Genomic DNA, 25,459 nt, shown 5'->3' with positions numbered 1-25,459 from the left:
AGTTTTTCAATAGTACTGATTAAAATATGAACACAGACAAAGAAATGTCCGAAGAGGACAAGGTGACCCAAGCAACTGAAATTCAAGAAGCTCAGGGTAAAAAAGATCAAATCATTGAGTCAAAATTAGAATCAGAAGAAGAAGTCGAACAAGATGTCTCAGAAATAGAGGAGGAGGTTGAGTATTCTAATCTTTCTAAGGATGAGCTTTTAACAGCTTTAAAGGCAGTTTTATCTTCATCAAACTTTATTAAAGCTGATCATAAAGTAAATGACATTAAGAACCATTTTGATGAATTTTTTAATTCTGAAAAAAATGAAGCCCTTGAGAAATTTATTAATGAAGGTGGAGTTGAAGATGATTTTAATTTTAAAAAGTCAGATATAGATCAAGAGTTTTTTGCGCTAGTTCATGATTTTAAAGTTAAGAAAACAGAATTTTTTAAAGATCAAGAGAAGCAAAAGGATAGAAACCTAGAAGCTAAAAATGCGATTCTTGATAAATTGAGAGATTTAGTAGATGGTGAAGAAACAACCTTGAGTATCAATACCATCAAATCCATTCAAGAAGAATGGAAAAAAATCGGTCAAGTTCCTTCTTCACAAAACAAAAACTTATGGGCATCTTATAATGCTTTGATGGATAGGTTTTATGATAATAGAAGCATTTACTTTGAATTAAAGGAACTAGACAGAAAGAAAAATCTAGAACAAAAGATTGAACTTTGCGAAAAAGCAGAGGCATTAATTGATCTTGAAGAATTAGGTGAAGCTACAAAAATATTGAATGATCTTCATGAAGAGTTCAAGCATATCGGACCAGTTCCTCGTGATGAACAAGAAGCGCTTTGGACAAGATTCAAAACAGCCTCAGATGCCGTTTACGATAAAAGGAAAGAATTTTACGAAAGCCAAAAAGGAGTCTTTACAGAGAATCTAGTTGCAAAGCAAAAAATCATTGATAAACTAGAAGCATTGAAAGACTTTTCAGCTTCAAAGATTAAAGATTGGAATACAAAGACAAAAGAGGTTTTAGCAATACAAAAGGAATGGGATACAATTGGTCCAGTTCCGAAGGAAAATGGAAAAGAAGTAAACAGAAAATTCTGGGGTGCTTTCAAGCATTTTTTCCAAAACAAAAACTTGTTCTTTAAAGAATTAGATGAAGTTCGATTAACCAATAAAAATAAGGCTGAAGAACTAATCACTAAAGCTGAAGAATTAATTGATAGCTCAAATTGGCAAGAAACAGCTAATAAGTTAATCTCCTTGCAGCAAGAGTGGAGAAACCTGGGTCCAACTCCTGAAAAAGTTCGAGACAGCTTGTACGCTAGGTTTAAAAAAGCTTGTGATACGTTCTTTGAGAATAGAAGATCAGCGAATAAGGCAGTCAATAGAGAGTTTGAAGATAATCTTGAGACTAAACTTGCACTTTGTGAAACAATCAAGAAGGAAGCTGATTCTGAAAATAAGTCAGAGGAGAGTCTTGAAGCCATGATTCATCAATTTAATGAAATTGGTTTTGTGCCTAGAAAAAATATGAAAGAGGTTTTGGCCAAATTCAATGAAGTGGTAGAATATTATGTTGAGAAACTAGGAGTAGAAGGTGGTAACAAGGATGAGTTTTTATTCAGGCTTAACTTAAATAAACTCCAAGCAGATCCAAATGGTACTCGTGTTTTGAATAAGAAAGAACATGGGATTAGAAAACAAATTTCTGATTTGGAAAATAACATCACATTATGGAAAAATAATTTGGAGTTTTTTGCGGCATCAAAGACTGCAGATAAGTTAAAAGACCAATTTGATGATAAAATCAAGAAGGCCGAAGCTGAAATTGATAAGCTAAAGAAGAAACTTTCAATCATACGTGAATTTTAATTCGCTCATAAATAGAGAGATAAAATTATCTCTCTATTTTTTTTGAAATCAGTTTTGGAGAGAAAAATTAAGCTGCTATATTTGCAGAGTCTTAAGAGTAAAACAGCTCAAAAAGATACAAAAGGCCTCTTTAGCTCAGCTGGTAGAGCAACTGACTTGTAATCAGTAGGTCATTGGTTCGATCCCGATAAGAGGCTCAAAAGGATAACAGAAATGTTATCCTTTTTTGTTTTTATACCTTTTTCAATGATTTTTAGAGATCAGGGATCAGTCCTAATAGTTGGGGAGGGTAAATCTTTAGCCATAGATATTAGCGAGTTTAAAAAGTAAGAATTCAATATTTGAAATACATCTAAACTGTGCTCTGAAGGCTTTTTAGTCTACAAACCTAATCCATTAGAAAGGGTACTTTTCCAATTCAAAACCCCAAACGATCGGCAAATAATAAAATGTAATTAGGGTAATTAAAATAATGGAGATAACATTTAACCAAAACCCTGCTTTAATCATGTCTTTCATTTCCAAATAACCGGAACCAAACACGACGGCATTTGGTGGGGTGGCCACTGGAAGCATAAAAGCGCAGCTAGAAGCCATCGTGGCGCCCATCATCAATCCGAATGGGTGAACATCCATAGAGTAGGAGACAGCCGCTAGAATTGGCAATAACATAGATGCTGTAGCCATATTGGATGTGATTTCAGTCAAGAAGTTTACAGAGATGATGATGATTAATAAGAATAAGCCGAAAGCAATAAAATCTAGAAAGACAAATTGATGGCCAATCCATTCAGCTAAACCTGTGGAGCTGAACCCTTCAGCCAACGACAATCCACCACCAAAGAGAAGTAATATTCCCCAGGGGATTTTTTCAGCAGTCGTCCAATCTAACAGCTTAGTTTTAGGAGTAGAAGAGGGGATTATAAACAATAATAAGACTCCAGTTAATGCAATAATTGTATCATCTAAGGCGGGAATAAACTTTTGTAAATATTCAGTTCTAGTGATCCAAGCAAAGCTAACTAGTCCAAACACAATTGAAACTCTTTTTTCTTCAACTGTCATAGGACCAATCGCTTTTAATTGTTTGTTGATTTCTTGTTTTCCTGCATTTATGCTTTGTTTATCATCAAATTTGTAGGCGAAATACGTAAGATAATACCATGTGAATAAGAGTAAGATAATTGAAATTGGTAGTCCAAAAAGCATCCACTGATTGAAAGTGATTTCATACTGATAAATTTCCTTGATTATACTGGCCAAGATGATATTCGTTGGTGTCCCAATTAAAGTAGCTAATCCACCAATAGAGGCGCTATAAGCAACACCCAGTAGAATGGCTTTTCCTATTTTATTGTCAGTTTTATGGTTTTCCATCGACCCAGAGAGTTGTGACGAGACTGCTATGGCTATTGGTAGCATCATTAGGGAAGTTGCTGTATTTGAAATCCACATAGATAAAAATCCAGTAGCTATCATAAATCCCAGAATAATCAGTCTTATATTTTCTCCAATAAGCTTTATTATATGTAGGGCAATTCTTTTGTGCAAATTCCATTTCTCAATGGCCATTGCAATCATGAAACCACCCATGTACAGCAAGACCATTGGATGTGAATATGATTTTGCTGTATCAGCAATGGATAATGCTCCAAGAAGTGGTAATAAGATTAAAGGTAATAAAGAAGTCGCAGCAATAGGGATCGCCTCAGTGACCCACCAAGTAGCAACCCAAGCTGTCACTGCTAACATAGCCAATGCATCAGAATTCATTTCCTTTGGTTCTAAAAATAAAATGATGACAGCAAATAAAATAGGACCCAAAATTCTTCCTACAAATGGTGCACTGATTTTAAGCATAATAAATAAATTAGATTATAAGCTTAAGTATATTTCTTAATATTTGCAATCTTTCAGTGGGTTAGCGCTTATTTGATTATACTATTTAACATAATATAAATTATATAACATTTATAATTTCGATTAAATATAAAAAAACAGCTGGAATTATATCCCAGCTGTTTAAAATTCTGATACTGTAAAAGTTCAATCTATTTTACAAATTCAAATATGTGATTCCCTGCTATTGCCAATTGCCTTCCGGTATCAATTGAATTCGATTCCCATTCCAAACTTAAAACCAATGAATCAATAGTGATACTTTGAATTGTAACAAGAATCCCATCACCACGCCTAAATACCGTCTTCTCTTCATCTACAAATTCCCAGGTATCTGATCCAGGCCAAATTACTCTTCCATTCGTAGATGTATAATTTTCTCTTGTAAATGATAAAACTAATTCTCGGTAAATATTGGTTTGATTGACTCCATCAACTGTTACTCGTTCTAATCTCCAAGGAGAGTTTGTCAAATAGATCTCATTTAATCTTTCCACGGACAAAGTAGGAACTTCTTTTCTTTCACAAGAAATGCTGATTAATGAAAAACCTACAATTAGTGCAAGCATTCCATTTCTAGTTATTTTTTTTATGTTTTGCATATGAATTTTCATTTGATAAATGAAACTGCACTTGTGGCTGGAAGGTCACAAGTGCAGTATTTTTCTATTGTTTAACAATCTTTACAGGGATACTTTTATTGCCTTGCTGAATCCAAAGAATGTACATTCCTTTAGATATACTTGATACATCAGCATGATAAATACCATTTTGGTAATCAAATATAACTGCATGTAGTCTTCCTGATAGATCATACAATTGTAAGCTCCTCACGTCACTAGATAAACCGCTGATTTGTAGTGTATTTTCTACAGGATTTGGATACACTTTTATTCCTTTAGTATCTCCAATTTCAGCACTATTTACAACTAAAGAAATATTATCAGCAAATTCACTCACACATTCACCAAGTGTTACTTGTACTGTATATATTCCAAATGTTGATACGACTAAAGTTTGATTCGTTGCACCTTCAATAGCACTGCCATTTAAAAACCACTGATTACCAGTCTCTGAACTTGACGTTAAAGTAATTGACTCTGTCCCTTGTCCACTAATACTGATCGTAGGTTTCTCAACTCCCAAGCAAGGATCAATTTCAGGCTCACCAAATACCATATCATCAAAATAATAGGTTTTCTCTCCAGCAGTCGCTCCGTTTACTCCGAAGTTGAAGAAAATGGTTGCTTTGTTGAAGTTGTTGTTGAGGTTAAGAGCTTCAGTTCCAGTTGCCTGATTGGCGAAGTTGAACGTTAAAGTCTCCCATTGTCCAGCCACAGTGGTTGTTGCTTCAGTTTCCACGGATTTGGTTGGATCCTGGAAGTCTTCGACTTTCAACCTGACTTGGATTCCAGCATCTGGAGACCATACTCTTACGGACATTCTTGTGTTTGTAGCTGTAAATGGAATTCTTGTAGCAAATCCAGTTTGAACACCATTGACCACATCAGTAACAGTCGTTCCAGCGAATGTAGCAGCGGTATTTGACCTGACTACTTTTACGACTTTATTGGTTGCGTCGGTAGGATCTTCTACAATTGTTGAGTTTTCTGCTCCTTCAAAACCTAGTACACCATAGTTGATATTAGCTTCGTCAAAAGTCACAGGAAGATCCATCTGGTTAGGATCAGCTTCTCCGCCTCCTCCTGTTCCAGCATCTACGATTTGAATATCATCAATTAGGTAAGTAAAGTTTGCAGAACCATCACCCATTGTGCCCAAATCAAATATCAAGACGATTTTTTGATAAGTTTGTCCAGTATTGATTGCTGAATAGTCAATGTCTAAGGTTTCCCAAGCATTAGCCACTGTTCCAGTGACTTCTTTCTCGAAAGCAATTCCTGCATCATTTTGGTTTTCTACTTTAAATAGAAGCTTCGCTCCCACTCTAGGCATAAATACTTTTACACGAACAGTTTTTCCCTGACTGAAATCTATGGGACTAGCAAGTGGAATTACTGTTCCAGCGAACACCTGACCATTTCCTTTGACCATTTGTCCGACAAATCCACTGTTATTATCCTCAGTGGATTGTGGGTTGGCAATTCTAGTAAATACACCACCTTCAAAATCCACGAATTCATAGTTCAAATCTGCTGACTCAAAGTCAATAGGTACAGTAGGTAAATTTCCTGATTCTCCACCATCTCCACCTTCGTTACCTCCAGTGACGAAAGCCATATCATCAAAATAATATGTTTTTTCACCAGCAGTTTGTCCATTTACTCCAAAGTTGAAGAAAATGGTTGCTTTGTTGAAGTTGTTGTTGAGATTCAGAGCTTCGGTTCCAGTTGCCTGATTGGCGAAGTTGAACGTTAAAGTCTCCCATTGTCCAGCCACAGTGGTTGTTGCTTCAGTTTCCACGGATTTGGTTGGATCCTGGAAGTCTTCGACTTTCAACCTGACTTGGATTCCAGCGTCTGGAGACCATACTCTCACGGACATTCTTGTGTTTGTAGCTGTAAATGGAATTCTTGTAGCAAATCCAGTTTGAACACCATTTACCACATCAGTAACAGTGGTTCCTGCGAATGTAGCAGCGGTATTTGACCTGACTACTTTTACGACTTTATTGGTTGCGTCGGTAGGATCTTCTACAATTGTGGAGTTTTCTGCTCCTTCAAAACCTAGTACACCATAATTGATATTAGCTTCGTCAAAGGTTACAGGAAGATCCATCTGGTTAGGGTCGGCTTCTCCGCCTCCTCCTGTTCCAGTATCTACGATTTGAATATCATCGATTAGGTAAGTAAAGTTTGCAGAACCATCACCCATTGTACCCAAATCAAATATCAAGACGATCTTTTGATAAGTTTGTCCAGTGTTGATTGCTGAATAGTCAATGTCAAAGGTTTCCCAAGCATTAGCCACTGTTCCAGTGACTTCTTTCTCGAAAGCAATTCCTGCATCATTTTGATTTTCTACTTTAAATAGAAGCTTCGCTCCCACTCTAGGCATAAATACTTTTACACGAACAGTTTTTCCCTGACTGAAATCTATTGGGCTAGCAAGTGGAATTACTGTTCCCGCGAACACCTGACCATTTCCTTTGACCATTTGTCCGACAAATCCACTGTTATTATCCTCAGTGGATTGTGGGTTGGCAATTCTAGTAAATACACCACCTTCAAAATCCACGAATTCATAGTTCAAATCTGCTGACTCAAAGTCAATAGGTACAGTAGGTAAATTTCCTGATTCTCCACCATCTCCACCTTCGTTACCTCCAGTGACGAAAGCCATATCATCAAAATAATATGTTTTTTCACCAGCAGTTTGTCCATTTACTCCAAAGTTGAAGAAAATGGTTGCTTTGTTGAAGTTGTTGTTGAGATTCAGAGCTTCGGTTCCAGTTGCCTGATTGGCGAAGTTGAACGTTAAAGTCTCCCATTGTCCGGCCACAGTGGTTGTTGCTTCAGTTTCCACGGATTTGGTTGGATCCTGGAAGTCTTCTACTTTCAACCTGACTTGGATTCCAGCATCTGGAGACCATACTCGCACGGACATTCTTGTGTTTGTAGCTGTAAATGGAATTCTTGTAGCAAATCCAGTTTGAACACCATTGACCACATCAGTAACAGTTGTTCCTGCGAATGTAGCAGCGGTATTTGACCTGACTACTTTTACAACTTTATTAGTTGCGTCGGTGGGATCTTCTACAATTGTGGAGTTTTCTGCTCCTTCAAAACCTAGCACACCATAGTTGATATTAGCTTCGTCAAAGGTTACTGGTAAGTTCATTTGTGTTTGAGCATTCAGATGCAAAAAGGACACAAACATTGTTAATAATAAAATGGTAAAATTTTTCATAGGCATGAAAATTATTTTGGGAATATGATAAATGATATAATTATTGATGCCTCAAGTTAAAATGATCAGAATATTTGTTGCAATTATGATATACATCATTAATACATCATTTAAAAAAAATAGTACAACTAAATTACATCAGGATTTAGGTAAAAATGATGATTAAACGCTAATAGTACTTGTTTCCTTCTATAAATGAGGGGAAGATTCATCTCTTTTTTTCTAGGAGTTGATTACATCAATCTTAAAAAAAATTATGATTATCCACAATGACACCACCATGTGAATATTTCACTTATAATTATGCGAATAATCGTCAACTACGCCGCGGCGCACAAGAGTCAATAGTCAACTGACCACGGCTGATTGAAATGAATTTCAAACAATATTATAAATGGCTACTGGTGCAAAAGCGGATATACCTAACAAAAATTATTAATTATATCAATTCGTCTAAAATTAATTGATAGTCGTATTGTAGATCTTCGTGTAGTTTTTCAATAAGCTTTTGTGCTTTGCCTATTTGAATATCAAAAAGATTAGTAATCACAGGGTGATGGAATTGTAAATAACCGTAATCCTTTAGGTTTTGACAGAAAAAAATGATCAACTCGATGTGAATTGTTTTGTCTTTTGAAAGTTTTAGGTTTTTGTTAAGCTTCCTTCGGATGAATTGGGCAGATTTTTTGGCGAAATGGTAATTTCCGGTGTTGGCTTTTTGAAATTCAAGTTCCAACTCCTCTTTAACCATTTCGACAAAAATCCTAGGATTTTCTTTTTCAAATAACTTGAAAAATAAATATGCTTTGTTTTCTGTGCTGAACTTGCTTAAATCAATGATAATATCTTGAAGTTCTTTTTCATTCAGATACTTCAGTTCTTTTTTAAGCTCAGCTAAACTAGCTATTTTCATTTCTCAGCTAACTTCACTTCTATTGCACTTAATCCTTTTGCTGTTTTTTCTGTTTCAAATGTGACCTTGTCATTCTCTTGAATTTGGTCTATACAGCCATTTACGTGAACGAAGATACTCTCCTGAGTTTGTTCGTCCTTAATAAAGCCGTAGCCTTTTGAATCATTGAAAAAAGTAACTTTTCCTTTACGTCCGCCACCATCATCTTCTGTTTCTACAGCTTTAGAAACACCGATTTCGATGCTATCCACATCGATTTCTTTTTTCTTTTTGGTCGGATCAGGTGGTACTGAGGTGATATTTCCGAATTCATCAACATAGGCAATCATATCCTCAAAATCTGTTGATTTTTCGTTTGATTTGCGTGCTTCCTTCTTATCTACCTTTTCCTGTTTCTTTTTTTGTCTTAATTTTTCCTTTTCTTTTTTATTAAAGGTTTCTCTTGATTTTGCCATATCTACAAAATACCAAGTTTTTTTGAAGAATTCCTATTATATCCTAAGAAGTATTTTAAATTCTTTTAATTTATTTTCTTTTAGAATCTTTGTTTCTTGCTTTTAAGAGATCATTTGAGACTGACTTTGAGATAGAAAGGATTGAAAAACACACTTTCTTAAAAAGATTCGATGCTTAAAGGTCATTTTTTTATAGCTTGGATCTTTAAATAAGGATTTACACAAAATGAAGGAATTTCAATTGATTTTGGCAGCTTACAAAAGCTATGAAAAATCAAATATAAAATCAGCCCTTGCAACAGTTGTGAAAGTAGATGGTTCTGCTTACCGAAGACCTGGTGCAAGAATGTTGGTTTCTGAAAATGGTGATCTAACTGGTGCCATAAGCGGAGGATGTTTGGAAGGCGATGCATTGAGAAAAGCTCAGACGGTGATCTTTCAAAATCAATCTATGTTGGTCACCTATGATACCACAGATGAGGACGATCAGAAATTTGGAATAGGCTTAGGATGCAATGGCATTATACAAATCCTGATGGAGCCATTAGATTATACAAATGCTTCTAATCCAGTGATGTTGCTTGAAAAAGCTTTGGAGGAAAGGGTTAATAGCACACTAGTCACCCTATTTTCAATAAAAAATACACGATCTGCGCAAATTGGAACCATTGCTTTAAAAAAAGGTCAGGAACTTTTTGGTGAAATCAATCTTCTAGACGCTGAATTAAAGTCAAGGATTTTATCAGACTTAGGAAATCAAGAATCAGAAATTGATTCTAGTATTAATGTGTATGAAGCCTTTGATGATTTGCATGTGTTTTTTGAGGTGATCAAGCCACCAATAAAAATTTGTCTCTTTGGAGCTGGAAACGATACGATTTCACTTTGTAAAATGGCGAGTTTTCTTGGATGGGAAATAATTTTAATCGACGGCAGGAAACAATATGCCACGAAAGAAAGATTTGAACAGGTTTCAAAAATTGTAGTCGGACCTGCTGATGAAGTGGTTTCTCAGTTAGAATTTGATCAAAACACGGTCGCTTTACTAATGACACATAATTTTGAATACGAGGTGAAAGTTCTGGAGCAGCTCCTACCTATTTCTTTGCCATACATTGGAATATTAGGTCCAAAGAAAAAATCTCAAAAACTTTTTGAAAGGTTAGAAAATCATGGCTTAAACTTCAATCAAGAAAATATCTATGGACCAGTTGGTTTAAATATCGGTGCAGAAGGTTCTGAAGAAATTGCCTTGTCTATCTTGGCAGAGATCAAAACCGTTTTGATGAAAAAGGAACCTTATTCATTGAGAGAAAAGGAGGGCTCGATTCATGACTAAATTCATTTATCCAAAAACAGGCATTATCATCTTGGCGGCAGGTAATTCCTCTCGGCTTGGACGTGCTAAGCAACTTTTAGATTTTGAAGGTGAAAAGCTTCTTCAAATAGCGATTGATATGGCTGAAGATAGTCTTTCGAATGCAAATATGGTTGTGCTGGGAGCATATAAAGATGAAATCAAAAAGAGTATTGATTTTCAAACCAGCGAAATCATCATCAATGAAAATTGGTCAGCAGGATTATCAAGCAGCATGAAAGTAGGTCTTTCTGCGATGATTGAAAATCATGCTGTTGATCAAATTCTGATCATGCTCTCTGATCAGCCTTTTGTGAATAAGGAGTTGTTGGATTTGATCATCAATACACAATTAGAAAGTGGAAAAGGAATAGTAGCCTGTCGATATGGAGATACTTTGGGTGTTCCTGTCTTGTACACCAAGAAATATTTCGAGGAATTAATGCAATTGAAAGAAAAAGAAGGAGCTAAAAAAGTAATCTTTAATCATTTAGATGATTGTGAAATTGTTGATTTTGACCAGGGAAAAACTGACATAGATACTCAGGAAGATTATGATGATCTTTTAGGTAAGAAAGCTTGATTAAAGCTTCCTCACCCAGATATTTCTAAAGCTCACCAAATCTCCATGATCTTGTAAGACAAAAGGCAATTCAGCTGCATGGGCTTTATAATTTGGGATTCCGATATATTCGGTCGGTCCTTTAAGTTCGACACTATTCTGAACGAGAACACCATTGTGAACTACGGTAACTTTTGCAGGAGTTATGACCATGCCATCATTATTAAATCTAGGAGCTGTGAAGAATATATCATAAGTATTCCATTCACCTGGTTCTCGCATGGCATTAACTAAAGGAGGATATTGTTTGTAAACACTTGCTGCTTGGCCATTGGAATAGGTTCTGCTTTCATAAGAATCCAAAACCTGAATTTCATAAAGTCCCATGATGATCACTCCAGAATTCCCTCTGCCTTGCCCCTCTCCTTTTACTACTGTTGGCGAAGCCCATTCAATATGGAGCTGCATGTCCCCAAATGCTTCTTTTGTTTTGATATCTCCAGTTCTTGGAAGGACAGTCATTGCTCCATTTTCTACAGTCCATTTGGCTTCTCCTCCATCTCTTGCGCTTACAAAATGATCAAGATTCTGTCCATCAAAAAGGATAATTGCATCACTTGGTGCAAGATGATTTTGTGCTCCAGCTTCAACTTTTCTAGGAATTGGCTCCCAAAACTCAGTTGCCTCAGGTGGTAATTTGATGTCTTTTTGCTGGGCAAGAAGAGGAGCAGTTAAAACAAATGTAAGGAGGACTGTTAAAGTACTTAATTGAATTTTCATAAGGCTTTTTGGTTTGATAAATAGGTTCTTTTTATTGGTCTCTATTAATTTTAGATTCTTAAACCGCTGATGGATTTTCATTTTGGCAAGTCAATCCAAAGGCTTAAATTTCTTCAAATTTAAATATATGAAAAATATTCTACTCCTATTTCTATTTCTCTTTACCTTTTCCAATCTTTCCTTTGCCCAAAAGGATTATTATTTTCCTGGAGAAACATTTTCAGAAGATATACCGAGCCCTTATTCCTATTTAGGGTATCATGTCGGTGAATGGCATACCCGATATGACCGTATGGTTGGCTATATGGAGAAATTAGCCGAATCTTCAGATATGGCTGAATTGAAAACTGTAGGATATACCAATCAACTTAGACCGCTTATTGTCTTGGTTATCAGCAATGCTAGCAATATCAATAATTTAGAAAATATCAGAAATAATCATTTGAAGCTTGTTGATCCGAAAGTGAATATGCCTGATGTGAGCAATATGCCTGCAATTATTAATTTGGCTTATAGTGTCCATGGGAATGAACCATCTGGAGGTGAAGCAGCTATTTTATCTGCCTACTGGTTGCTCGCTTCGCAAAGTGACAAAGCCAAAGAAATACGTGACAATGCCGTGGTTATGATCGATCCAGCAATTAACCCGGATGGTAGAGATCGCCATACCAATTGGGCGAATATGCACCGTGGCTTCCCTCCTGTCGCTGATCCATTGGATAGAGAGCACAATGAAATCTGGCCAAGCGGTCGTGTAAATCATTATTGGTTTGATTTGAATAGAGATTGGCTACCATTAGCACAAGTAGAGACACAAAGTAAGATTGCTTGGTATCATACTTGGTACCCGAATGTGGTGGGAGATTTTCATGAAATGGGAACCAATAGCACCTATTTCTTTGAACCTACCAAACCATTTGGTAGTGAAAATCCTGTAGTTCCGAGAAAAAATTATGACGAGATCAATAATAAATTTGCTGGTTATTTCTCTAAGGCATTAGATGAAATAGGAAGCTTATATTGGACCAAAGAGACCTTTGATAATAGCTACCCAGGATATGGTTCAACTTATCCTGATATCCAAGGAGGCTTGGGATTGGTGTTTGAACAAGGGAGTTCAAGAGGGCATATCCAAAGCTCTCAAAGAGGTGATATCACGTTTCAATTTACCATTAGAAATCAGTTGAAAATATCTTTGGCTACCATGGAAGCTGGTGTAAAAGAGCGGATTTATATGCATCAGTATTTGAGAGAATTCTTCAAAACAGGAATGGATGAAGCTGCAAAAAATTCTGTCAAATCTTATGTTTTTGGTGATGAATATGATGAATCAAAAAATAGATTATTCCTAAAGCTACTTTTAGATCATAAAATAAAAGTATTTGATAATGATAGAGATATAAGTGTAAAAGGAAAGCAATTTAAGAAAGGAAAATCATGGGTAGTTCCCACTTCTCAACCACAATATAGAATGGTGAGAACCATGTTTGAGAAAGTGACAGAGTTTGCAGATTCCGTATTCTATGATGCTTCTTCTTGGACAATGGCATTGGCTTACAATGTCCCTTTTGAAGGGCAACCCGGTTTTGCAGCAGGGAAGGAAATAAGCAGTTTAGAGATGCAGGAATTAACTTTTCCAGAAACGGGAAACTATGTAGCTTATATGGTAGACTGGTCGGATTACTTTGCTCCCAAATTCCTTCATGCCATACAAAGTGCAGGAGTTCATGTTGAGTCCAATGCTTTACCATTTACTTCTTTGACTGATCAAGGAGAAAAAGAATTCCCGGCTGGTTCATTGATAATTCCTACAGCATTTCAAAAACTGAATGCAGCTGAATTAAGAAACGTTCTTCAAGTCGCGGCTAAAGAATCTGGACAAAATGTATTTGCAAGCACAACAGGTTTTAGCAAAGCCGGTATTGACTTGGGAAGCAATAATATCTCCGCTATTCAAGTTCCAAAAGTCTTGATGCTTGTAGGTCAAGGGACGTCGCAGTATGAATCAGGTGAAATTTGGCATTTGATGGATACCAAAGTAGGAATGCCTATTTCAAAAGTTGATTTGAGTGCATTTGGGAGGCTAAATCTCTTTGAATACAATACTCTGATCATGACTTCAGGAAATTATTCCAGTTTATCCTCAGGGCAATTGACTCATCTGAAAGATTGGTTGTCGCGAGGAGGAACAATCATCGCTTTGAGATCTGCTTCTCAATGGCTCCAAAGTCAAGGAATTATTCAGGAAGAATACTTATCTATAAAAGAGGAAACTACTTCAGCGAGCAAGCCATACGCATCAAGAAGAGATGAATCAGGTGCGCAAGCCATTGGTGGAAGTATTTATAATGCATATTTAGACAATACACATCCACTTGGATTCGGTTACAGAGTTACAGAAATACCAGTTTATAGAAACACGAGCATCTTTTTCAAACCATCTAAAAGTCCTTATCAAACCCCTGTAAGGTATACTGAAAACCCACTTTTGGGAGGCTACATCTCCCCTTCAAATCTTGAAAAAGTGAAGCAAAGCGCTAGTGTGCTTGTCTCTCCTGTAGGAAGAGGAAAAGTGATCAACTTCATTGATAATCCAAATTTCAGAGGAACATGGTTTGGAACTAATAAGCTTTTCTTCAATGCTATTTTCTATGGAGATAAAATTTGATTTGAAATTAACCGCAATTACACTTTTATGTAATTTGATAGCGGATAATTGTTATTAAGTGATTAGTGGATTAGTTATCAGTGTTTCATTTGACATTGCTAGCTTTTCTGTTTGGAAATATGATACCATAAACTTTCAACAACATAGAATTTTCAAGTTAACAAAGGCCTAAATGTTTTCATTCAATTGAAACTGTTTAGGCCTTTATTTTCAAAGAGATGAGATAGAAAATTTGTATCTCGAAGAAAATGCCGAAATTTGGAACAAAATAATTTATTGTGTCAGCATCGATTCTTCTTCTTACTCCCCCATTTACCCAGCTTAATACACCCTATCCTGCTACAGCCTACATCAAAGGTTATCTCAATTTATTGGAGAAAGAATCCTTCCAGTACGATTTGGGATTGAATGTTATCCTTAGAATTTTTTCAAAAGATGGTTTAACTGATGTATTTCAAAATATTGAAGATCAGGATATTAAAAAACTGTCAGCTAATAGCCAAAGGATATTGAAATTGCAAGATGATTATCTTCAGACGATCACTCCTGTGATAAATTTTCTTCAGTTCAATAATCCAACGATCGCTTATAATATCTGTGATGGAGACTTTTTACCTCAGGCTTCCCGCTTTGCCCAATTGGACGAAATGGACTGGGCATTTGGTACCATGGGTATTCAAGATAAAGCAAGGCATTTGGCAACGCTTTATTTGGAAGATTTGGGTGATTTGATTCAAGAAGCACTCGACCCACATTTTGGATTTAGTCGTTATGCCGAGCGCTTGGGACGATCCGCTGTTTCTTTTGATCCTTTGCAGGAATATTTGGATTCTGAGCCTTCATTTGTTGACAAGTATTTATTTGAGGAGCTAGAAAAAAGTATTGTTGCATCCAACCCAATGATGGTTTGCATTTCAGTCCCTTTTCCTGGGAATCTCTACGGTGCGTTGCGATGTGGGCAGTATATCAAAGCTCAACATCCTGATATTAAGATTGTAATGGGTGGCGGCTATCCAAATACAGAATTGAGAAGCCTGAAAGAGCCTCGAATTTTCAATTATGTTGATTTTATTACTTTAGATGATGGAGAAAGGCCTTTAACCAACTTAATAGAACATCTTGAGGGAAAAAGAGCGCAAGGGGATTTGAAGAGAACTTTTACCCTAATTGATGGAGCTGTAGTATACTTCAATGGCTCCAGAGAAGGTGATATTCCCTTTAGTAAAACTGGTACTCCAGATTATCGTGGTCTGCCCTTAGAAAAATACCTCTCCGTCATCGAGATAGTCAATCCCATGCACAGACTTTGGTCTGATGGACGTTGGAACAAACTTACTATGGCGCATGGCTGCTATTGGAGGAAATGCTCTTTTTGTGATATTTCTCTGGATTACATCAAAAATTACGAGCCTGTGTCCGCAGTTTTGATCTGTGATCGTATTGAAGAGTTAATAGAACAGACTGGACAAACTGGATTTCACTTCGTAGATGAAGCAGCACCGCCTGCTTTGATGCGGGAAGTTGCGATTGAAATACTCAGGAGAAAGATAAAGATCACTTGGTGGACGAATATCAGATTTGAGGAGCGATTCACATTTGATTTGTGCAGATTGCTCAAAGCCTCAGGATGTATTGCCGTTTCTGGCGGGTTAGAAGTTGCTTCTGATCGACTTTTGGAGATGATGCAAAAAGGTGTCAATGTGGCTCAGGTTGGAAGAGTAGCCCATCATTTTACTGAATCAGGGATTATGGTTCATGCATACTTGATGTATGGTTTTCCTACCCAAACTGCTCAAGAGACCATAGATAGTTTAGAAATTGTAAGGCAATTATTTGAAAACAATGTGATTCAGTCCGGTTTTTGGCATTTGTTTGCGATGACTTCCCACGCTCCTATTGGAATTGATCCAGGGAAATTCAGAGTCGTAAAGATTGGTCCAGAGAAAGGCCTCTTTGCTGACAATGATTTGAGTCATGAAGATCCTGAGGGAGCCGACCACGAACTTTTCAGTGCTGGATTGAAAAAAGCATTGTTCAATTACATGCATGGAATTTGTTTTGATTTCCCATTGCAAGAATGGTTTGAATTTAAAATTCCAAGAACGACTGTTTCTCCCAATTTTATCTACAAGGCAATCACTGCACCCGATGATGTTCTCCCTAAGCCCAATTCCAAGATGGTTTGGCTTGGAAATAAGCCCGAGTTGAAAAGAACAACTTTTAATAAAAAGGGAAAAAAAGTAGAGGGTGTCATTTTGATTGTCGAAAACAAAAATTTTACTTCAGAAATAAATGTGAGTAAGCTAGAAGGAAAGTGGTTGATTTCTGTATTCGATTCGATTCTGTTGAAAAAGGATCAAAATGAACTAACTTTTGCGGAATTCCAAGAAAGGTATGAAAAAGATGGAATTGGTAAAGTTAATAGCTTGGTACAATCCACGCTTTGGATAGAGCTCTTGGATGCCGGTTTGACATTGGTATAAAATAAAAAACCCGATCTACAAGATCGGGTTTTTACTCACTTTAACCACTAACAACCATAAAACAAATCCATCATACAAATCTGATAAACAGAATATTAAGTATGACGAACGATGAAAAACATCAAATTGTTTGTAGTCCGTACGGGAATCGAACCCGTGTTTTATCCGTGAAAGGGATACGTCCTAACCCCTAGACGAACGGACCAGAAATAGAAAAAAGGTTAATTGATTTTGTAGTCCGTACGGGAATCGAACCCGTGTTTTATCCGTGAAAGGGATACGTCCTAACCCCTAGACGAACGGACCATTATAGAATCGAATTAACCTCTTTTCCGTAAGGTGATGCAAATATAGAGGGTTAAATTCATAATGCAAAACCTCACCAAAAAATATTTGGTTATGGAATCCAAAAGCTTGAATATTAGCAGTAAAAATTTTTTCAAGGAGACCTTAGATCTCAATATTGGTTTATTGAATCTCTTGATCACAATAATGGATGGTACTTTGTGCACTATAAGGAATAGAGTTAAATAAGGAATTAGTGAATTGAGAAATTACACAATCGATTAGGATGATTTCGTTTTAAGTAAGTTGATTATGGTACTTTGTACATCACCGGTGTTTTTGTTTGATAGAGTTATCAGTTAATTAAATTAATGAAACATTTTCATATCAATGCTGTTTCGTAGTCTTTATAATGCTGGTTTTGTAAGTTTGTATTTAGAAATCAATTACCCGATATGACAAAAAAAAGAGTAGCCGTGAATGGTTGTGGTCGAATAGGAAGACTTACAATTAAATTACTTTTGGAACAAGAAGATATTGAATTGGTCGCTGTCAATGACTTAACTGATCCTAGCACCCTTGCTCATCTTTTACAATACGATTCAATCCACGGAAAATATCATTATAAGGTGGAAGAAAAAGATGGTGATTTGATTATCAATGGAAAATTACTCAGGATTTTTGCGGAGAAAAACCCAACTCTAATTCCCTGGGGATCTTTAAATGTGGATATCGTATTGGAGTCAACCGGTAAGTTTACAGATCTAGAAGGTGCTTCTCAGCATCTCAAAGCTGGTGCAAAGAAGGTCATCATTACTGCTCCATCTAAAAGCGAGAAAGTTCCTACCATTGTTCTCGGGGTTAACGATCATATCTTGACTGGTGAAGAGCAGATTGTTTCAAATGCATCTTGTACCACCAATTGTTTGGCTCCTATGGTCAAGATCTTGGATCAGTATTTTGGAATCGAAAAGGGTTATGTTTCCACTGTGCATTCTTATACCAACGATCAAAATCTTCATGATGCACCACATCGGGATTTGAGAAGAGCGAGAGCAGCGGCCTATTCTATTATTCCGACTACAACCCATGCAGCTTTGGCTATGGAGCTTGTTTTGCCTGAATTGAAAGGTAAAATTGAAGCTTCTGCTATGCGTGTACCTGTGCCTGATGGTTCCTTGACTGATTTGATTGTGATATTGAAAAAAGATACCACCGCAGAAGAGATCAATGCTGTTTTCAAGCAAGAAGCCAATGGAAAAATGAAAGGAATTGTAGAGTTTATGGAAGACCCTATTGTATCAATAGACATTATAGGCAATCCCCACTCTTGTATTTTTGACTCAGGTTTAACTTCTGCAAAAGGAAATTTGGTAAAAATTGTAGGTTGGTATGACAACGAAGCTGGCTATGCCAATAGATTGGTAGACTTGGTACTAAAATTAAAGGAGTAAACCGATTTGGTTTACTCCTCTTTTATTTTTTCATTGATGTAATCAAAAGCCTCTTGCCAAGCGTCTAGGAATGCATCAAGATGCTCTATAAAAGCCTCTTTGAAGCCTTTTTCGGAAATAATGACTTTTCCTTCTTGAATAACGTTACTTAATTTGTTAATCTCGAATAAAGCTAAAGTTGGCTTTACTTTGTGTCTAATCAAATGAATAGTTTCTTCATTTTGATCTTCAGATCCTTCTAAGTATTTTTCTTTCAATTCGACCAAAGATGCGTGTATCGCTGCTACTAATTCAGCTTTAAAATCAGCATCTCCATCTGCCATCTCATCGATGTTATTGAAGTTAATTGGTGGTGTATTACTCATTATTATTGGGTTGATTAGCATGTTTTCCGGCAAGATATCCTGTGGTCCATGCAGCTTGAAAATTAAAGCCACCAGTGATCCCATCAATATCTAGAACCTCACCAGCGAAAAATAAACCGGGCAAAAGCTTACTTTCCATTGTCTCAGGATTGACTTCTTCCAATTTTACTCCACCAGCAGTTACAAACTCCTCCTTGAAAGTGGTCTTCCCTTCGATGGCAACAATATAGCAAAAAAGATTCTGTATTAGTCTATTCAATTGCTTTTTTGATATACTGTGCCACAAGTTGTCAGAATCTATCTCAGATTTCTCCACCAAGTGTTCCCATAACCTTGCAGGTAGCCCAAACAAGGGATTTGATTTTATCTTCTTTTTAGGATGTTCTGATTTGAATTTTCCTAAGTTAGTTTGCAGGTCTTGTTCAGTCCATTCATTTCCCCATCTGATGTGTGCATTAGCCTTGTAAGCTTGATCATATAGCCAAGGTGCGCCGAAAGCAGAGAGCTTCAATACTGCTGGCCCACTCAACCCCCAATGGGTGATTAATAGCGGACCTTGATAGGCTAATTTTGTCCCTTCTAACTTGATATAGGCATCTGATAGTGAAATGCCCATCAACTCTCGAATAGGTTCTTTAGGCGTATTAAAAGTAAATAGTGATGGTATGGGTTCGGAAACTTGATGCCCTAATTCCTGGATGAAATTGAATCCAGAGATCTTGGGCGATCCACCAGTACAAACAATCAATCTATCAAACTCTAACTTACTTTGTTTAGCGTGAACGATATACTTTTTGTCCCTGTATTCGATCTTGTCGACAGAAAAATTGTATTGAATTTTGACTTGTTTAAGATTAGCTTCTTTTTCAAGAGCCTGTACGATAGATTCAGAATCGTTGGAAACTGGAAACATCCGACCATCCGACTCGACTTTAAGCTTTACATTTCTGGATTCAAACCAAGAAATCGTATCTTTTACTGAAAAGTGAATGAAGGATTTTTTGAGAAATTTATCCCCTCTAGGGTAGTTCTTGATTAGTTGGGAATTTTCAAAAGCTGCGTGGGTTACGTTGCATCTTCCGCCACCAGAGATTTTTACCTTTGCTAGTGACTTGGATGTTTTTTCTAATATCGTAACTATTGAATTCCTCTCACTGGCGTGAATAGCTGCAAAATAACCTGCTGCTCCAGCCCCTATTACTCCTACTTCTAACATTAATTTTTTGAAATATATATCGCAAAGGTTACCTTTTTTTGCCAGAAATAGAACCCATAATACCCCTTGTTAATTCCCTAAATATTGTTCTTCCAATTTGTCTTAACATGGTGTTCTTACTCAAATCTTCTAATAAACTTGGTTCAGCAGTAGCTCTTTTACCTCTTGTAGAAGTTTGTTTTGGAAGGTTTTTTGCCTCATTTTCAGCGAATTGTTCTGCTCTTGTAATCTTCATGTCTAAGATTTCAAAAGCACTTTCTCTGTCGATTTCCTTGGCATATTTCTTTACCAAGTCTGAGTTTTGTGTTAAAGTATTAATCTCTGAGCTATCCAAAATATCCATTCTGGAGATAGGTGCTCTCAGTAATGTATGTACCAAAGGTGTAGGAATACCTTTTTCATTTAAAACAGTAACCAAAGCTTCACCTATCCCCATGGATGTTAAGACTTCTGAGGTTTTATAAAATGGTGATATCGGATAATTCTCTGCTGTTTTGGTAATGGCTTTTCGGTCTTTAGCTGTAAATGCACGGAGAGAATGCTGGATTTTCAATCCTAATTGTCCCAAGACAGCATCAGGTACATCAGTAGGTGTTTGGGTGCAGAAAAACACACCTACCCCTTTTGATCTGATCAATTTAACAATAGATTCAATTTTATCGATTAGGTCTTTGCTTGCATTTGAAAAAACTAAATGTGCCTCGTCGATAAAAAGGCAAAGTTTCGGTTTTTCAGAATCACCTTGTTCTGGAAAAGTTTCATAAATCTCAGAAAGAAGGCTTAGCATAAAAGTAGAAAAGAGCTTAGGTCTGTTTTGAATGTCAGTCAAGCGAATAATTGATACTACGCCTCTTCCTTCTTTGGTTTTGACAAAATCATCTACTTCGAAGGATAATTCACCAAAAAAGTGATCTGCACCTTGTTGTTCGAGTTCAATGATTTTTCTCATAATTGTATTTACAGATGCAGAAGATACAGAACCATACTCTTTCGTAATAGCTTCTTTCCCTTCGTTTGTAATGTATTGAAGCACTTTTTTGAGATCTTTAAGATCAAGAAGTGGCAAATGCTCCATATCACAATATCTAAATACCAAAGCCATAACCCCTCTTTGAGTATCATTTAGCTCCATGATTTGTGACATCAGTACGGGTCCGAATTCAGACACGGTTGCCTTAAGTTTGACGCCTTTCTCCTGACTGATAGACATTAATTCTACAGGAAGTCCTGATGGTTCATAATCCACACCTATAGCAGTACTTCTTTTTTCAATATGTGAATTATTGGATCCTGGCATTGCTAATCCAGATAAGTCACCTTTCAAATCCATAAGTACTGACGGAATGCCTTTGAGAGAAAGTTGCTCGGCTATAACTTGTAATGTTTTCGTTTTTCCTGTACCCGTTGCACCTGCGATTAGACCATGTCTATTGAGGGTTTTGAGTGGGATTTTGACTTGTGCTTGCTGAATAGGCTCTTGATTAAGGATACCTGTTCCTAAAATAAAATAATCATTTTTGAAAGTATATCCTTGTTCAAGGTGTGATTTGAAAAGATCTGCTTGGCTCATAAAGTAGAGTTAAATGGTATTAGGATACAATCTAAAACAAAAAACCTTAATTCATGAATATGGATTAAGGTTTTTTGTAATGAGTTTTTAATAATTTAATGTGTCACTATCGGTTCCAATTCCTTCGCTTGACTGATAAAACCTTCAACTTGTGAAAGAGCTGGTACTACTCTAGTTAGCTTTTTTTCAGCATTCTTCTCTGTTAAAGCTTTGTGAAGATTTTCGGCATTTCTTGTCCTTAATTCTTTCACGGTATCAACTCCAGTTGCTTTCAATAATTCTGCAAATTGACTTGCTACACCTTTAATTCTAAATAGATCAGCCATGTTTACCCAATCTAAAATCTTTCCTTCATCAATTCCTGATGCTTCAGCGATTTCTTTTCTACCTTTTTTACTTGCGCCTTTTGCTAAAAGTGATTCCACAGTTGCTACGCCAGCATTACCTAGTTTTTCCTTAAAAACTGGTCCTATACCTTCGATTTCTGTTATTGTTTTTGCCATTGTTAATTGATTTTTATTGGTTGTTTTATTTAAAGAAATTTCCTAATCCTTTTTTTAAAGCATCTGAGGCTTTATTTTTAATTGCGTCGCCTGCTGCTGACCCTACCATACTCATAAGATCTGTTTTTTCTATATTTCCACTTTTACTACCGGAGATTGCTGAGATTATTTTTGGTAAAATAAAAGATGCAATCGCCATTGTTTTCTCGCTTGACAAACCAAGTTTTGAGCCATAATCTTGCGCAAGTTTACTTACAAGTCCACTAAACATTGGGTTGGATGTCAAGTTAGAAGAGTTGTTAACCATACTTAATATTCCATCCATATTACCAGATGAAACCTCTTTTCCTAATGAGCTTACCAAACTGTCTTTTGTAGTTGAGATGGTTTGGGAGGCTTGATCGTTGCTCAGACCAAACGAACTCGTAAGGTTTGAAATCAACTCAGGTGATAATTTACTAAAAAGCTCTGTCATAACAATTAATATATTTGAAGTACATAAAATACGTGATAAACATAATTATTTTATTTATTAAAAACCAATGTAAATTCAATTGAACATAAAAGTTGATTTATGCATCAATCCTGATTAATTTGAGCTTCCTTTATCAAAAGTCAATATGATTCTAATAAACGCTAAAAATTTATTGCTTAAAACTGTTTTTTTAACAGGAATTACCCTTACCCTATTCGTCAATATTGCAATTAGTCAAGTTCAGCCGAGTCTAGGCGGATCTTCTAGATTGATGACCAATGCATTATCTGAAATGGAACGTGGAGAATATCAACGAGCCAATGAGCTGTTCAGGCAAATCATTGATTCAAACCTTCCCATTCCTCCAGAAATGCCTTACTATTTTGCCGAAACGCTATATCAATTGAAGCAATATGACAATAGTGCCAATTTCTTGAATAAATATCTAGAATTGAATGGCTTCAAAGGAGATAATTATGAAAGGGCAAAAGCACTTGAGGGAATGCTTGAGAAGCCTTTGAATGACATCAAGACTTGTGAGCTTTGTGATAGACGTGGTTATCAGTTTCAAACTTGTTTTACCTGTGAAGGATCAAAGCATTTGGAACAGGATTGTAGCTACTGTAAGGCTAAAGGAATCGTAGGTTGTAGCAGGTGTGTTGGAAGCGGTTTAATCACCAAAAGGAATGTTTTTAATATCGTTGAGTATTTTGAATGCGAAAGGTGTTCTGGTCAAGGAAGATTGACTTGCCCTACCTGTGAGGGTAGCAAATTAGAAACTAGTGCTTGCAGAACATGCCAAGGTGTTGGACGATTACAGTCTGATCAGATTTGTGACCATAAAGCTGAAGAGCCAAGACATTTATCAATGCTTTTCAATAGAATGAAGGGGCATTGAGGAAAGGTGGAATTGGAGGGTGATTGTTAAAAGTTATCAGTCGATTAGTTATTGGTAGATTGGTTATCAGTTGTTCTATTATTCTAAAATTGATTGGTTCCCAGTGGAATAGTGTTGATAAGATTGGAAGTGTTATTTAAAAGTTATCAGTCGATTAGTTAATGGTAGGTTGGTCATCAGCTGTTCTATTATACTAAAATTGATTGGTTTGTAGTGGAATAGTGTGGAAAAGATTTGAAAAAAGGGAGTAATAATTAATGGTTATAAATTGGTTTAAAAAGTTTAAAGGTTTTTATCATAAAAAACACTGACCTTAATATCATGGAAATAAAAAAAGAGGATGCTTTTTAGCTCCTCTTTTTTATTTTGAATGAAAGTCAAGTTATATATTAATTACAATATTTCTCTTTGGCTTCAGTAGCAGCGGCGTAATTTAACTTCATGGCCATAGTTAAATCTTCACAACCAGATGATTTTTTATTGGTTGCCAACTTCAGCAAGCCTCTGTTATAATAGGCTTGGCCAAAATCTGTTTCCATTTTAATTGCAGCACTGTATTCTTTTAAAGCTTCATCCGTATTTCCTAATTGATGTAAAGCTCTTGCTTTCATAAAATAGGCCATCGCTGGAGCCCCGGGTGTTTCTACTGCTCTGTCAGCATACAATAAGGCAGAACTATGGTTCTTTTGTTTTTGGAAAAGGTTAGATAAGCTCAGCATCACTTGAACATTTTTGCTGTCATTGTCTAAGGCAGTTATGAAGTCCTTTTCAGCTAGCTCAAAATTCCCTAATTCCTCATATGATCTCCCTCTATTGTAAAGCGCTTTGATATTTCGAGGATTTGTGGATAGAAATTTATCATAAGCGCTGATTGCTTCTTCATATTTTTCAGCTGCAAAAAGATCGTCACCTTCATTTGAAGAACTTTCACAGGAAATTAATACTATCAATAGAAATAGGCTTAAGTAAATTTGAAATTTGGATTTCATAGGTTTGTTTTAATTAAACTGCTACGTTATTTTCTCTAAGTGCATCATTTAGAGATGTTTTTAAGTCTGTAGATGCTTTTCTTTGACCGATGATCAAGGCACATGGAACTTGAAATTCTCCAGCAGGGAATTTTTTAGTTAAAGTTCCTGGAATAACAACTGAGCGAGGTGGTACGAAACCTTTATATTCTACAGGTTCCGCACCTGTCACATCTATAATTTTTGAACTAGCGGTCAATGTTACTCCTGCGCCTATTACTGCTTCTTTGCCAATCCTGACACCCTCAACAACAATTGCTCTAGAGCCAATGAATGCGCCATCTTCAATAATTACGGGAGCCGCCTGTACAGGTTCCAATACCCCTCCTATACCCACTCCACCACTCAGGTGAACATTCTTACCGATTTGTGCACAAGAACCTACAGTAGCCCAAGTATCAACCATCGTTCCACTATCTACATATGCTCCAATATTTACATAAGAGGGCATCATGACCACACCTGAGGCAAGGTACGCACCATATCTCGCCACTGCATGGGGAACCACCCGTACACCTTGTGCAGCGTAATTGGTTTTTAGAGCCATCTTGTCATGAAATTCAAAAGGTCCAACTTCGATGGTTTGCATTTTTTGAATAGGGAAATAGAGAATTACCGCCTTCTTTACCCAATCGTTTACTTTCCAAGAACCATCTTCCAAAGGTTCAGCTACTCGTAATTTACCTGTATCCAAATCAGCAATAACAGATTTGATGGCGCTTTGAATGTCCTGTTCTTTCAACAACTCCCTGTTGTCCCATGCATTTTCAATGATTGTCTTTAAATCCATATTTTTTA

The 25,459-nt window shown here is 36.5% G+C and carries 20 protein-coding genes and 3 tRNA genes; 8 read left to right on the top strand and 15 right to left on the bottom strand.

All coding sequences use genetic code 11. From position 1 onward, the window contains the following. Positions 1 to 26: 26 nt before the first annotated feature. A complete protein-coding gene (locus IEV57_RS03030; RefSeq protein ID WP_188439540.1) occupies positions 27 to 1,880 on the top strand; it encodes a DUF349 domain-containing protein in 1,854 nt (617 codons plus the stop codon). 124 nt (positions 1,881 to 2,004) lie between these two features. Then, positions 2,005 to 2,077, top strand: a tRNA-Thr gene (locus IEV57_RS03025). 199 nt (positions 2,078 to 2,276) lie between these two features. Here IEV57_RS03025 and IEV57_RS03020 read toward each other — a convergent pair. The 5 genes from IEV57_RS03020 to IEV57_RS03000 form a co-directional block, all read right to left on the bottom strand. Next, complete coding sequence (locus IEV57_RS03020) at positions 2,277 to 3,740, bottom strand: SLC13 family permease (RefSeq protein WP_188439537.1); 1,464 nt, start codon at positions 3,738 to 3,740, stop codon at positions 2,277 to 2,279. A 191-nt stretch (positions 3,741 to 3,931) separates the two neighbouring features. After that, on the bottom strand, positions 3,932 to 4,381 hold the full coding sequence (locus tag IEV57_RS03015) for a hypothetical protein (protein WP_188439535.1): 450 nt from the start codon (positions 4,379 to 4,381) through the stop codon (positions 3,932 to 3,934). Positions 4,382 to 4,445: 64 nt separating this feature from the next. After that, positions 4,446 to 7,580 (bottom strand): T9SS type A sorting domain-containing protein, encoded by a 3,135-nt coding sequence (locus IEV57_RS03010; protein WP_188439533.1) that lies wholly within the window; start codon positions 7,578 to 7,580, stop codon positions 4,446 to 4,448. A gap of 508 nt (positions 7,581 to 8,088) precedes the next feature. Next, the gene (locus IEV57_RS03005) at positions 8,089 to 8,562 is read right to left on the bottom strand and encodes a hypothetical protein (RefSeq protein WP_188439531.1); all 474 of its coding nucleotides are present in this window, start codon (positions 8,560 to 8,562) and stop codon (positions 8,089 to 8,091) included. Further along, the gene (locus tag IEV57_RS03000) at positions 8,559 to 9,017 is read right to left on the bottom strand and encodes a cold-shock protein (RefSeq protein WP_188439529.1); all 459 of its coding nucleotides are present in this window, start codon (positions 9,015 to 9,017) and stop codon (positions 8,559 to 8,561) included. The genes IEV57_RS03005 and IEV57_RS03000 overlap by 4 nt, the downstream gene beginning before the upstream one ends. A gap of 226 nt (positions 9,018 to 9,243) precedes the next feature. Between IEV57_RS03000 and IEV57_RS02995 the strand changes: the two genes are divergently transcribed. Both IEV57_RS02995 and IEV57_RS02990 read left to right on the top strand, forming a co-directional pair. Beyond that, positions 9,244 to 10,356 (top strand): XdhC family protein, encoded by a 1,113-nt coding sequence (locus tag IEV57_RS02995; protein WP_188439527.1) that lies wholly within the window; start codon positions 9,244 to 9,246, stop codon positions 10,354 to 10,356. After that, positions 10,349 to 10,957 carry a nucleotidyltransferase family protein gene (locus tag IEV57_RS02990; RefSeq protein ID WP_188439525.1) on the top strand — a complete coding sequence of 203 codons (609 nt, stop codon included), beginning with the start codon at positions 10,349 to 10,351 and terminating at the stop codon, positions 10,955 to 10,957. The genes IEV57_RS02995 and IEV57_RS02990 overlap by 8 nt, the downstream gene beginning before the upstream one ends. On the opposite strand, the gene IEV57_RS02985 is transcribed toward IEV57_RS02990, so the two are convergent. Further along, complete coding sequence (locus IEV57_RS02985; protein WP_188439523.1) at positions 10,958 to 11,716, bottom strand: 3-keto-disaccharide hydrolase; 759 nt, start codon at positions 11,714 to 11,716, stop codon at positions 10,958 to 10,960. It abuts the gene before it with no gap. A gap of 127 nt (positions 11,717 to 11,843) precedes the next feature. Between IEV57_RS02985 and IEV57_RS02980 the strand changes: the two genes are divergently transcribed. Both IEV57_RS02980 and IEV57_RS02975 read left to right on the top strand, forming a co-directional pair. Next, positions 11,844 to 14,384 (top strand): M14 family zinc carboxypeptidase, encoded by a 2,541-nt coding sequence (locus tag IEV57_RS02980; RefSeq protein ID WP_188439521.1) that lies wholly within the window; start codon positions 11,844 to 11,846, stop codon positions 14,382 to 14,384. Positions 14,385 to 14,662: 278 nt separating this feature from the next. Further along, positions 14,663 to 16,867, top strand: a complete 2,205-nt coding sequence (locus tag IEV57_RS02975) for a B12-binding domain-containing radical SAM protein (RefSeq protein WP_188439519.1) — start codon at positions 14,663 to 14,665, stop codon at positions 16,865 to 16,867. A gap of 133 nt (positions 16,868 to 17,000) precedes the next feature. Here the strand turns inward: IEV57_RS02975 and IEV57_RS02970 are convergent. Together IEV57_RS02970 and IEV57_RS02965 are read right to left on the bottom strand one after the other, a co-directional pair. Continuing rightward, positions 17,001 to 17,072: transfer RNA gene (locus tag IEV57_RS02970), tRNA-Glu, on the bottom strand. A gap of 29 nt (positions 17,073 to 17,101) precedes the next feature. Beyond that, positions 17,102 to 17,173: transfer RNA gene (locus IEV57_RS02965), tRNA-Glu, on the bottom strand. Positions 17,174 to 17,607: 434 nt separating this feature from the next. Between IEV57_RS02965 and gap the strand changes: the two genes are divergently transcribed. Next, positions 17,608 to 18,606, top strand: coding sequence for a type I glyceraldehyde-3-phosphate dehydrogenase (gene gap / locus IEV57_RS02960; protein WP_188439517.1), 999 nt, complete (start codon positions 17,608 to 17,610; stop codon positions 18,604 to 18,606). A gap of 11 nt (positions 18,607 to 18,617) precedes the next feature. Here the strand turns inward: gap and IEV57_RS02955 are convergent, their stop codons facing one another. The 5 genes from IEV57_RS02955 to IEV57_RS02935 form a co-directional block, all read right to left on the bottom strand. Further along, entirely contained in the window at positions 18,618 to 18,971 is a 354-nt protein-coding gene (locus IEV57_RS02955; protein WP_188439514.1) for a hypothetical protein, read from the bottom strand. Beyond that, a complete protein-coding gene (locus IEV57_RS02950; RefSeq protein WP_188439512.1) occupies positions 18,964 to 20,187 on the bottom strand; it encodes a BaiN/RdsA family NAD(P)/FAD-dependent oxidoreductase in 1,224 nt (407 codons plus the stop codon). Before IEV57_RS02950 ends, IEV57_RS02955 begins: the two co-directional genes overlap by 8 nt. Positions 20,188 to 20,215: 28 nt before the next feature. Then, positions 20,216 to 21,757 carry a helicase HerA-like domain-containing protein gene (locus IEV57_RS02945; protein ID WP_188439510.1) on the bottom strand — a complete coding sequence of 514 codons (1,542 nt, stop codon included), beginning with the start codon at positions 21,755 to 21,757 and terminating at the stop codon, positions 20,216 to 20,218. A gap of 95 nt (positions 21,758 to 21,852) precedes the next feature. Continuing rightward, positions 21,853 to 22,260, bottom strand: a complete 408-nt coding sequence (locus IEV57_RS02940) for a DUF4332 domain-containing protein (protein ID WP_188439508.1) — start codon at positions 22,258 to 22,260, stop codon at positions 21,853 to 21,855. A gap of 25 nt (positions 22,261 to 22,285) precedes the next feature. After that, positions 22,286 to 22,735, bottom strand: a complete 450-nt coding sequence (locus tag IEV57_RS02935) for a DUF937 domain-containing protein (RefSeq protein WP_188439506.1) — start codon at positions 22,733 to 22,735, stop codon at positions 22,286 to 22,288. A gap of 145 nt (positions 22,736 to 22,880) precedes the next feature. Here IEV57_RS02935 and IEV57_RS02930 point away from each other — a divergent pair, with 145 nt between their 5' ends. Then, positions 22,881 to 23,633 (top strand): molecular chaperone DnaJ, encoded by a 753-nt coding sequence (locus tag IEV57_RS02930; protein WP_229744212.1) that lies wholly within the window; start codon positions 22,881 to 22,883, stop codon positions 23,631 to 23,633. 389 nt (positions 23,634 to 24,022) lie between these two features. On the opposite strand, the gene IEV57_RS02925 is transcribed toward IEV57_RS02930, so the two are convergent. Together IEV57_RS02925 and IEV57_RS02920 are read right to left on the bottom strand one after the other, a co-directional pair. Then, a complete protein-coding gene (locus IEV57_RS02925) occupies positions 24,023 to 24,622 on the bottom strand; it encodes a tetratricopeptide repeat protein (RefSeq protein ID WP_188439504.1) in 600 nt (199 codons plus the stop codon). A 13-nt stretch (positions 24,623 to 24,635) separates the two neighbouring features. Further along, positions 24,636 to 25,451, bottom strand: coding sequence for a 2,3,4,5-tetrahydropyridine-2,6-dicarboxylate N-succinyltransferase (locus IEV57_RS02920; protein ID WP_188439502.1), 816 nt, complete (start codon positions 25,449 to 25,451; stop codon positions 24,636 to 24,638). Between the last annotated feature and the right edge of the window lie 8 nt (positions 25,452 to 25,459).

It is taken from the genome of Belliella aquatica, assembly GCF_014637795.1.
Lineage (GTDB): Bacteria > Bacteroidota > Bacteroidia > Cytophagales > Cyclobacteriaceae > Belliella > Belliella aquatica.
Note: the sequence above shows the minus strand (reverse complement) of the source record. Positions and strands in the feature narration are given on the sequence as shown.

Bases quoted from the DNA above. Each gene is read 5' to 3' on its own strand.
- IEV57_RS03005 (WP_188439531.1), bottom strand. From the start codon at position 8,562: ATGAAAATAGCTAGTTTAGCTGAGCTTAAAAAAGAACTGAAGTATCTG.
- IEV57_RS02920 (WP_188439502.1), bottom strand. From the start codon at position 25,451: ATGGATTTAAAGACAATCATTGAAAATGCATGGGACAACAGGGAGTTG.
- IEV57_RS02980 (WP_188439521.1), top strand. From the start codon at position 11,844: ATGAAAAATATTCTACTCCTATTTCTATTTCTCTTTACCTTTTCCAAT.
- IEV57_RS02950 (WP_188439512.1), bottom strand. From the start codon at position 20,187: ATGTTAGAAGTAGGAGTAATAGGGGCTGGAGCAGCAGGTTATTTTGCA.
- IEV57_RS02945 (WP_188439510.1), bottom strand. From the start codon at position 21,757: ATGAGCCAAGCAGATCTTTTCAAATCACACCTTGAACAAGGATATACT.
- IEV57_RS03020 (WP_188439537.1), bottom strand. From the start codon at position 3,740: ATGCTTAAAATCAGTGCACCATTTGTAGGAAGAATTTTGGGTCCTATT.
- IEV57_RS02985 (WP_188439523.1), bottom strand. From the start codon at position 11,716: ATGAAAATTCAATTAAGTACTTTAACAGTCCTCCTTACATTTGTTTTA.
- IEV57_RS02990 (WP_188439525.1), top strand. From the start codon at position 10,349: ATGACTAAATTCATTTATCCAAAAACAGGCATTATCATCTTGGCGGCA.
- IEV57_RS03000 (WP_188439529.1), bottom strand. From the start codon at position 9,017: ATGGCAAAATCAAGAGAAACCTTTAATAAAAAAGAAAAGGAAAAATTA.
- IEV57_RS03030 (WP_188439540.1), top strand. From the start codon at position 27: ATGAACACAGACAAAGAAATGTCCGAAGAGGACAAGGTGACCCAAGCA.
- IEV57_RS02925 (WP_188439504.1), bottom strand. From the start codon at position 24,622: ATGAAATCCAAATTTCAAATTTACTTAAGCCTATTTCTATTGATAGTA.
- IEV57_RS03010 (WP_188439533.1), bottom strand. From the start codon at position 7,580: ATGAACTTACCAGTAACCTTTGACGAAGCTAATATCAACTATGGTGTG.
- IEV57_RS03015 (WP_188439535.1), bottom strand. From the start codon at position 4,381: ATGCAAAACATAAAAAAAATAACTAGAAATGGAATGCTTGCACTAATT.
- IEV57_RS02930 (WP_229744212.1), top strand. From the start codon at position 22,881: ATGATTCTAATAAACGCTAAAAATTTATTGCTTAAAACTGTTTTTTTA.
- IEV57_RS02935 (WP_188439506.1), bottom strand. From the start codon at position 22,735: ATGACAGAGCTTTTTAGTAAATTATCACCTGAGTTGATTTCAAACCTT.
- IEV57_RS02955 (WP_188439514.1), bottom strand. From the start codon at position 18,971: ATGAGTAATACACCACCAATTAACTTCAATAACATCGATGAGATGGCA.
- gap (WP_188439517.1), top strand. From the start codon at position 17,608: ATGACAAAAAAAAGAGTAGCCGTGAATGGTTGTGGTCGAATAGGAAGA.
- IEV57_RS02995 (WP_188439527.1), top strand. From the start codon at position 9,244: ATGAAGGAATTTCAATTGATTTTGGCAGCTTACAAAAGCTATGAAAAA.
- IEV57_RS02940 (WP_188439508.1), bottom strand. From the start codon at position 22,260: ATGGCAAAAACAATAACAGAAATCGAAGGTATAGGACCAGTTTTTAAG.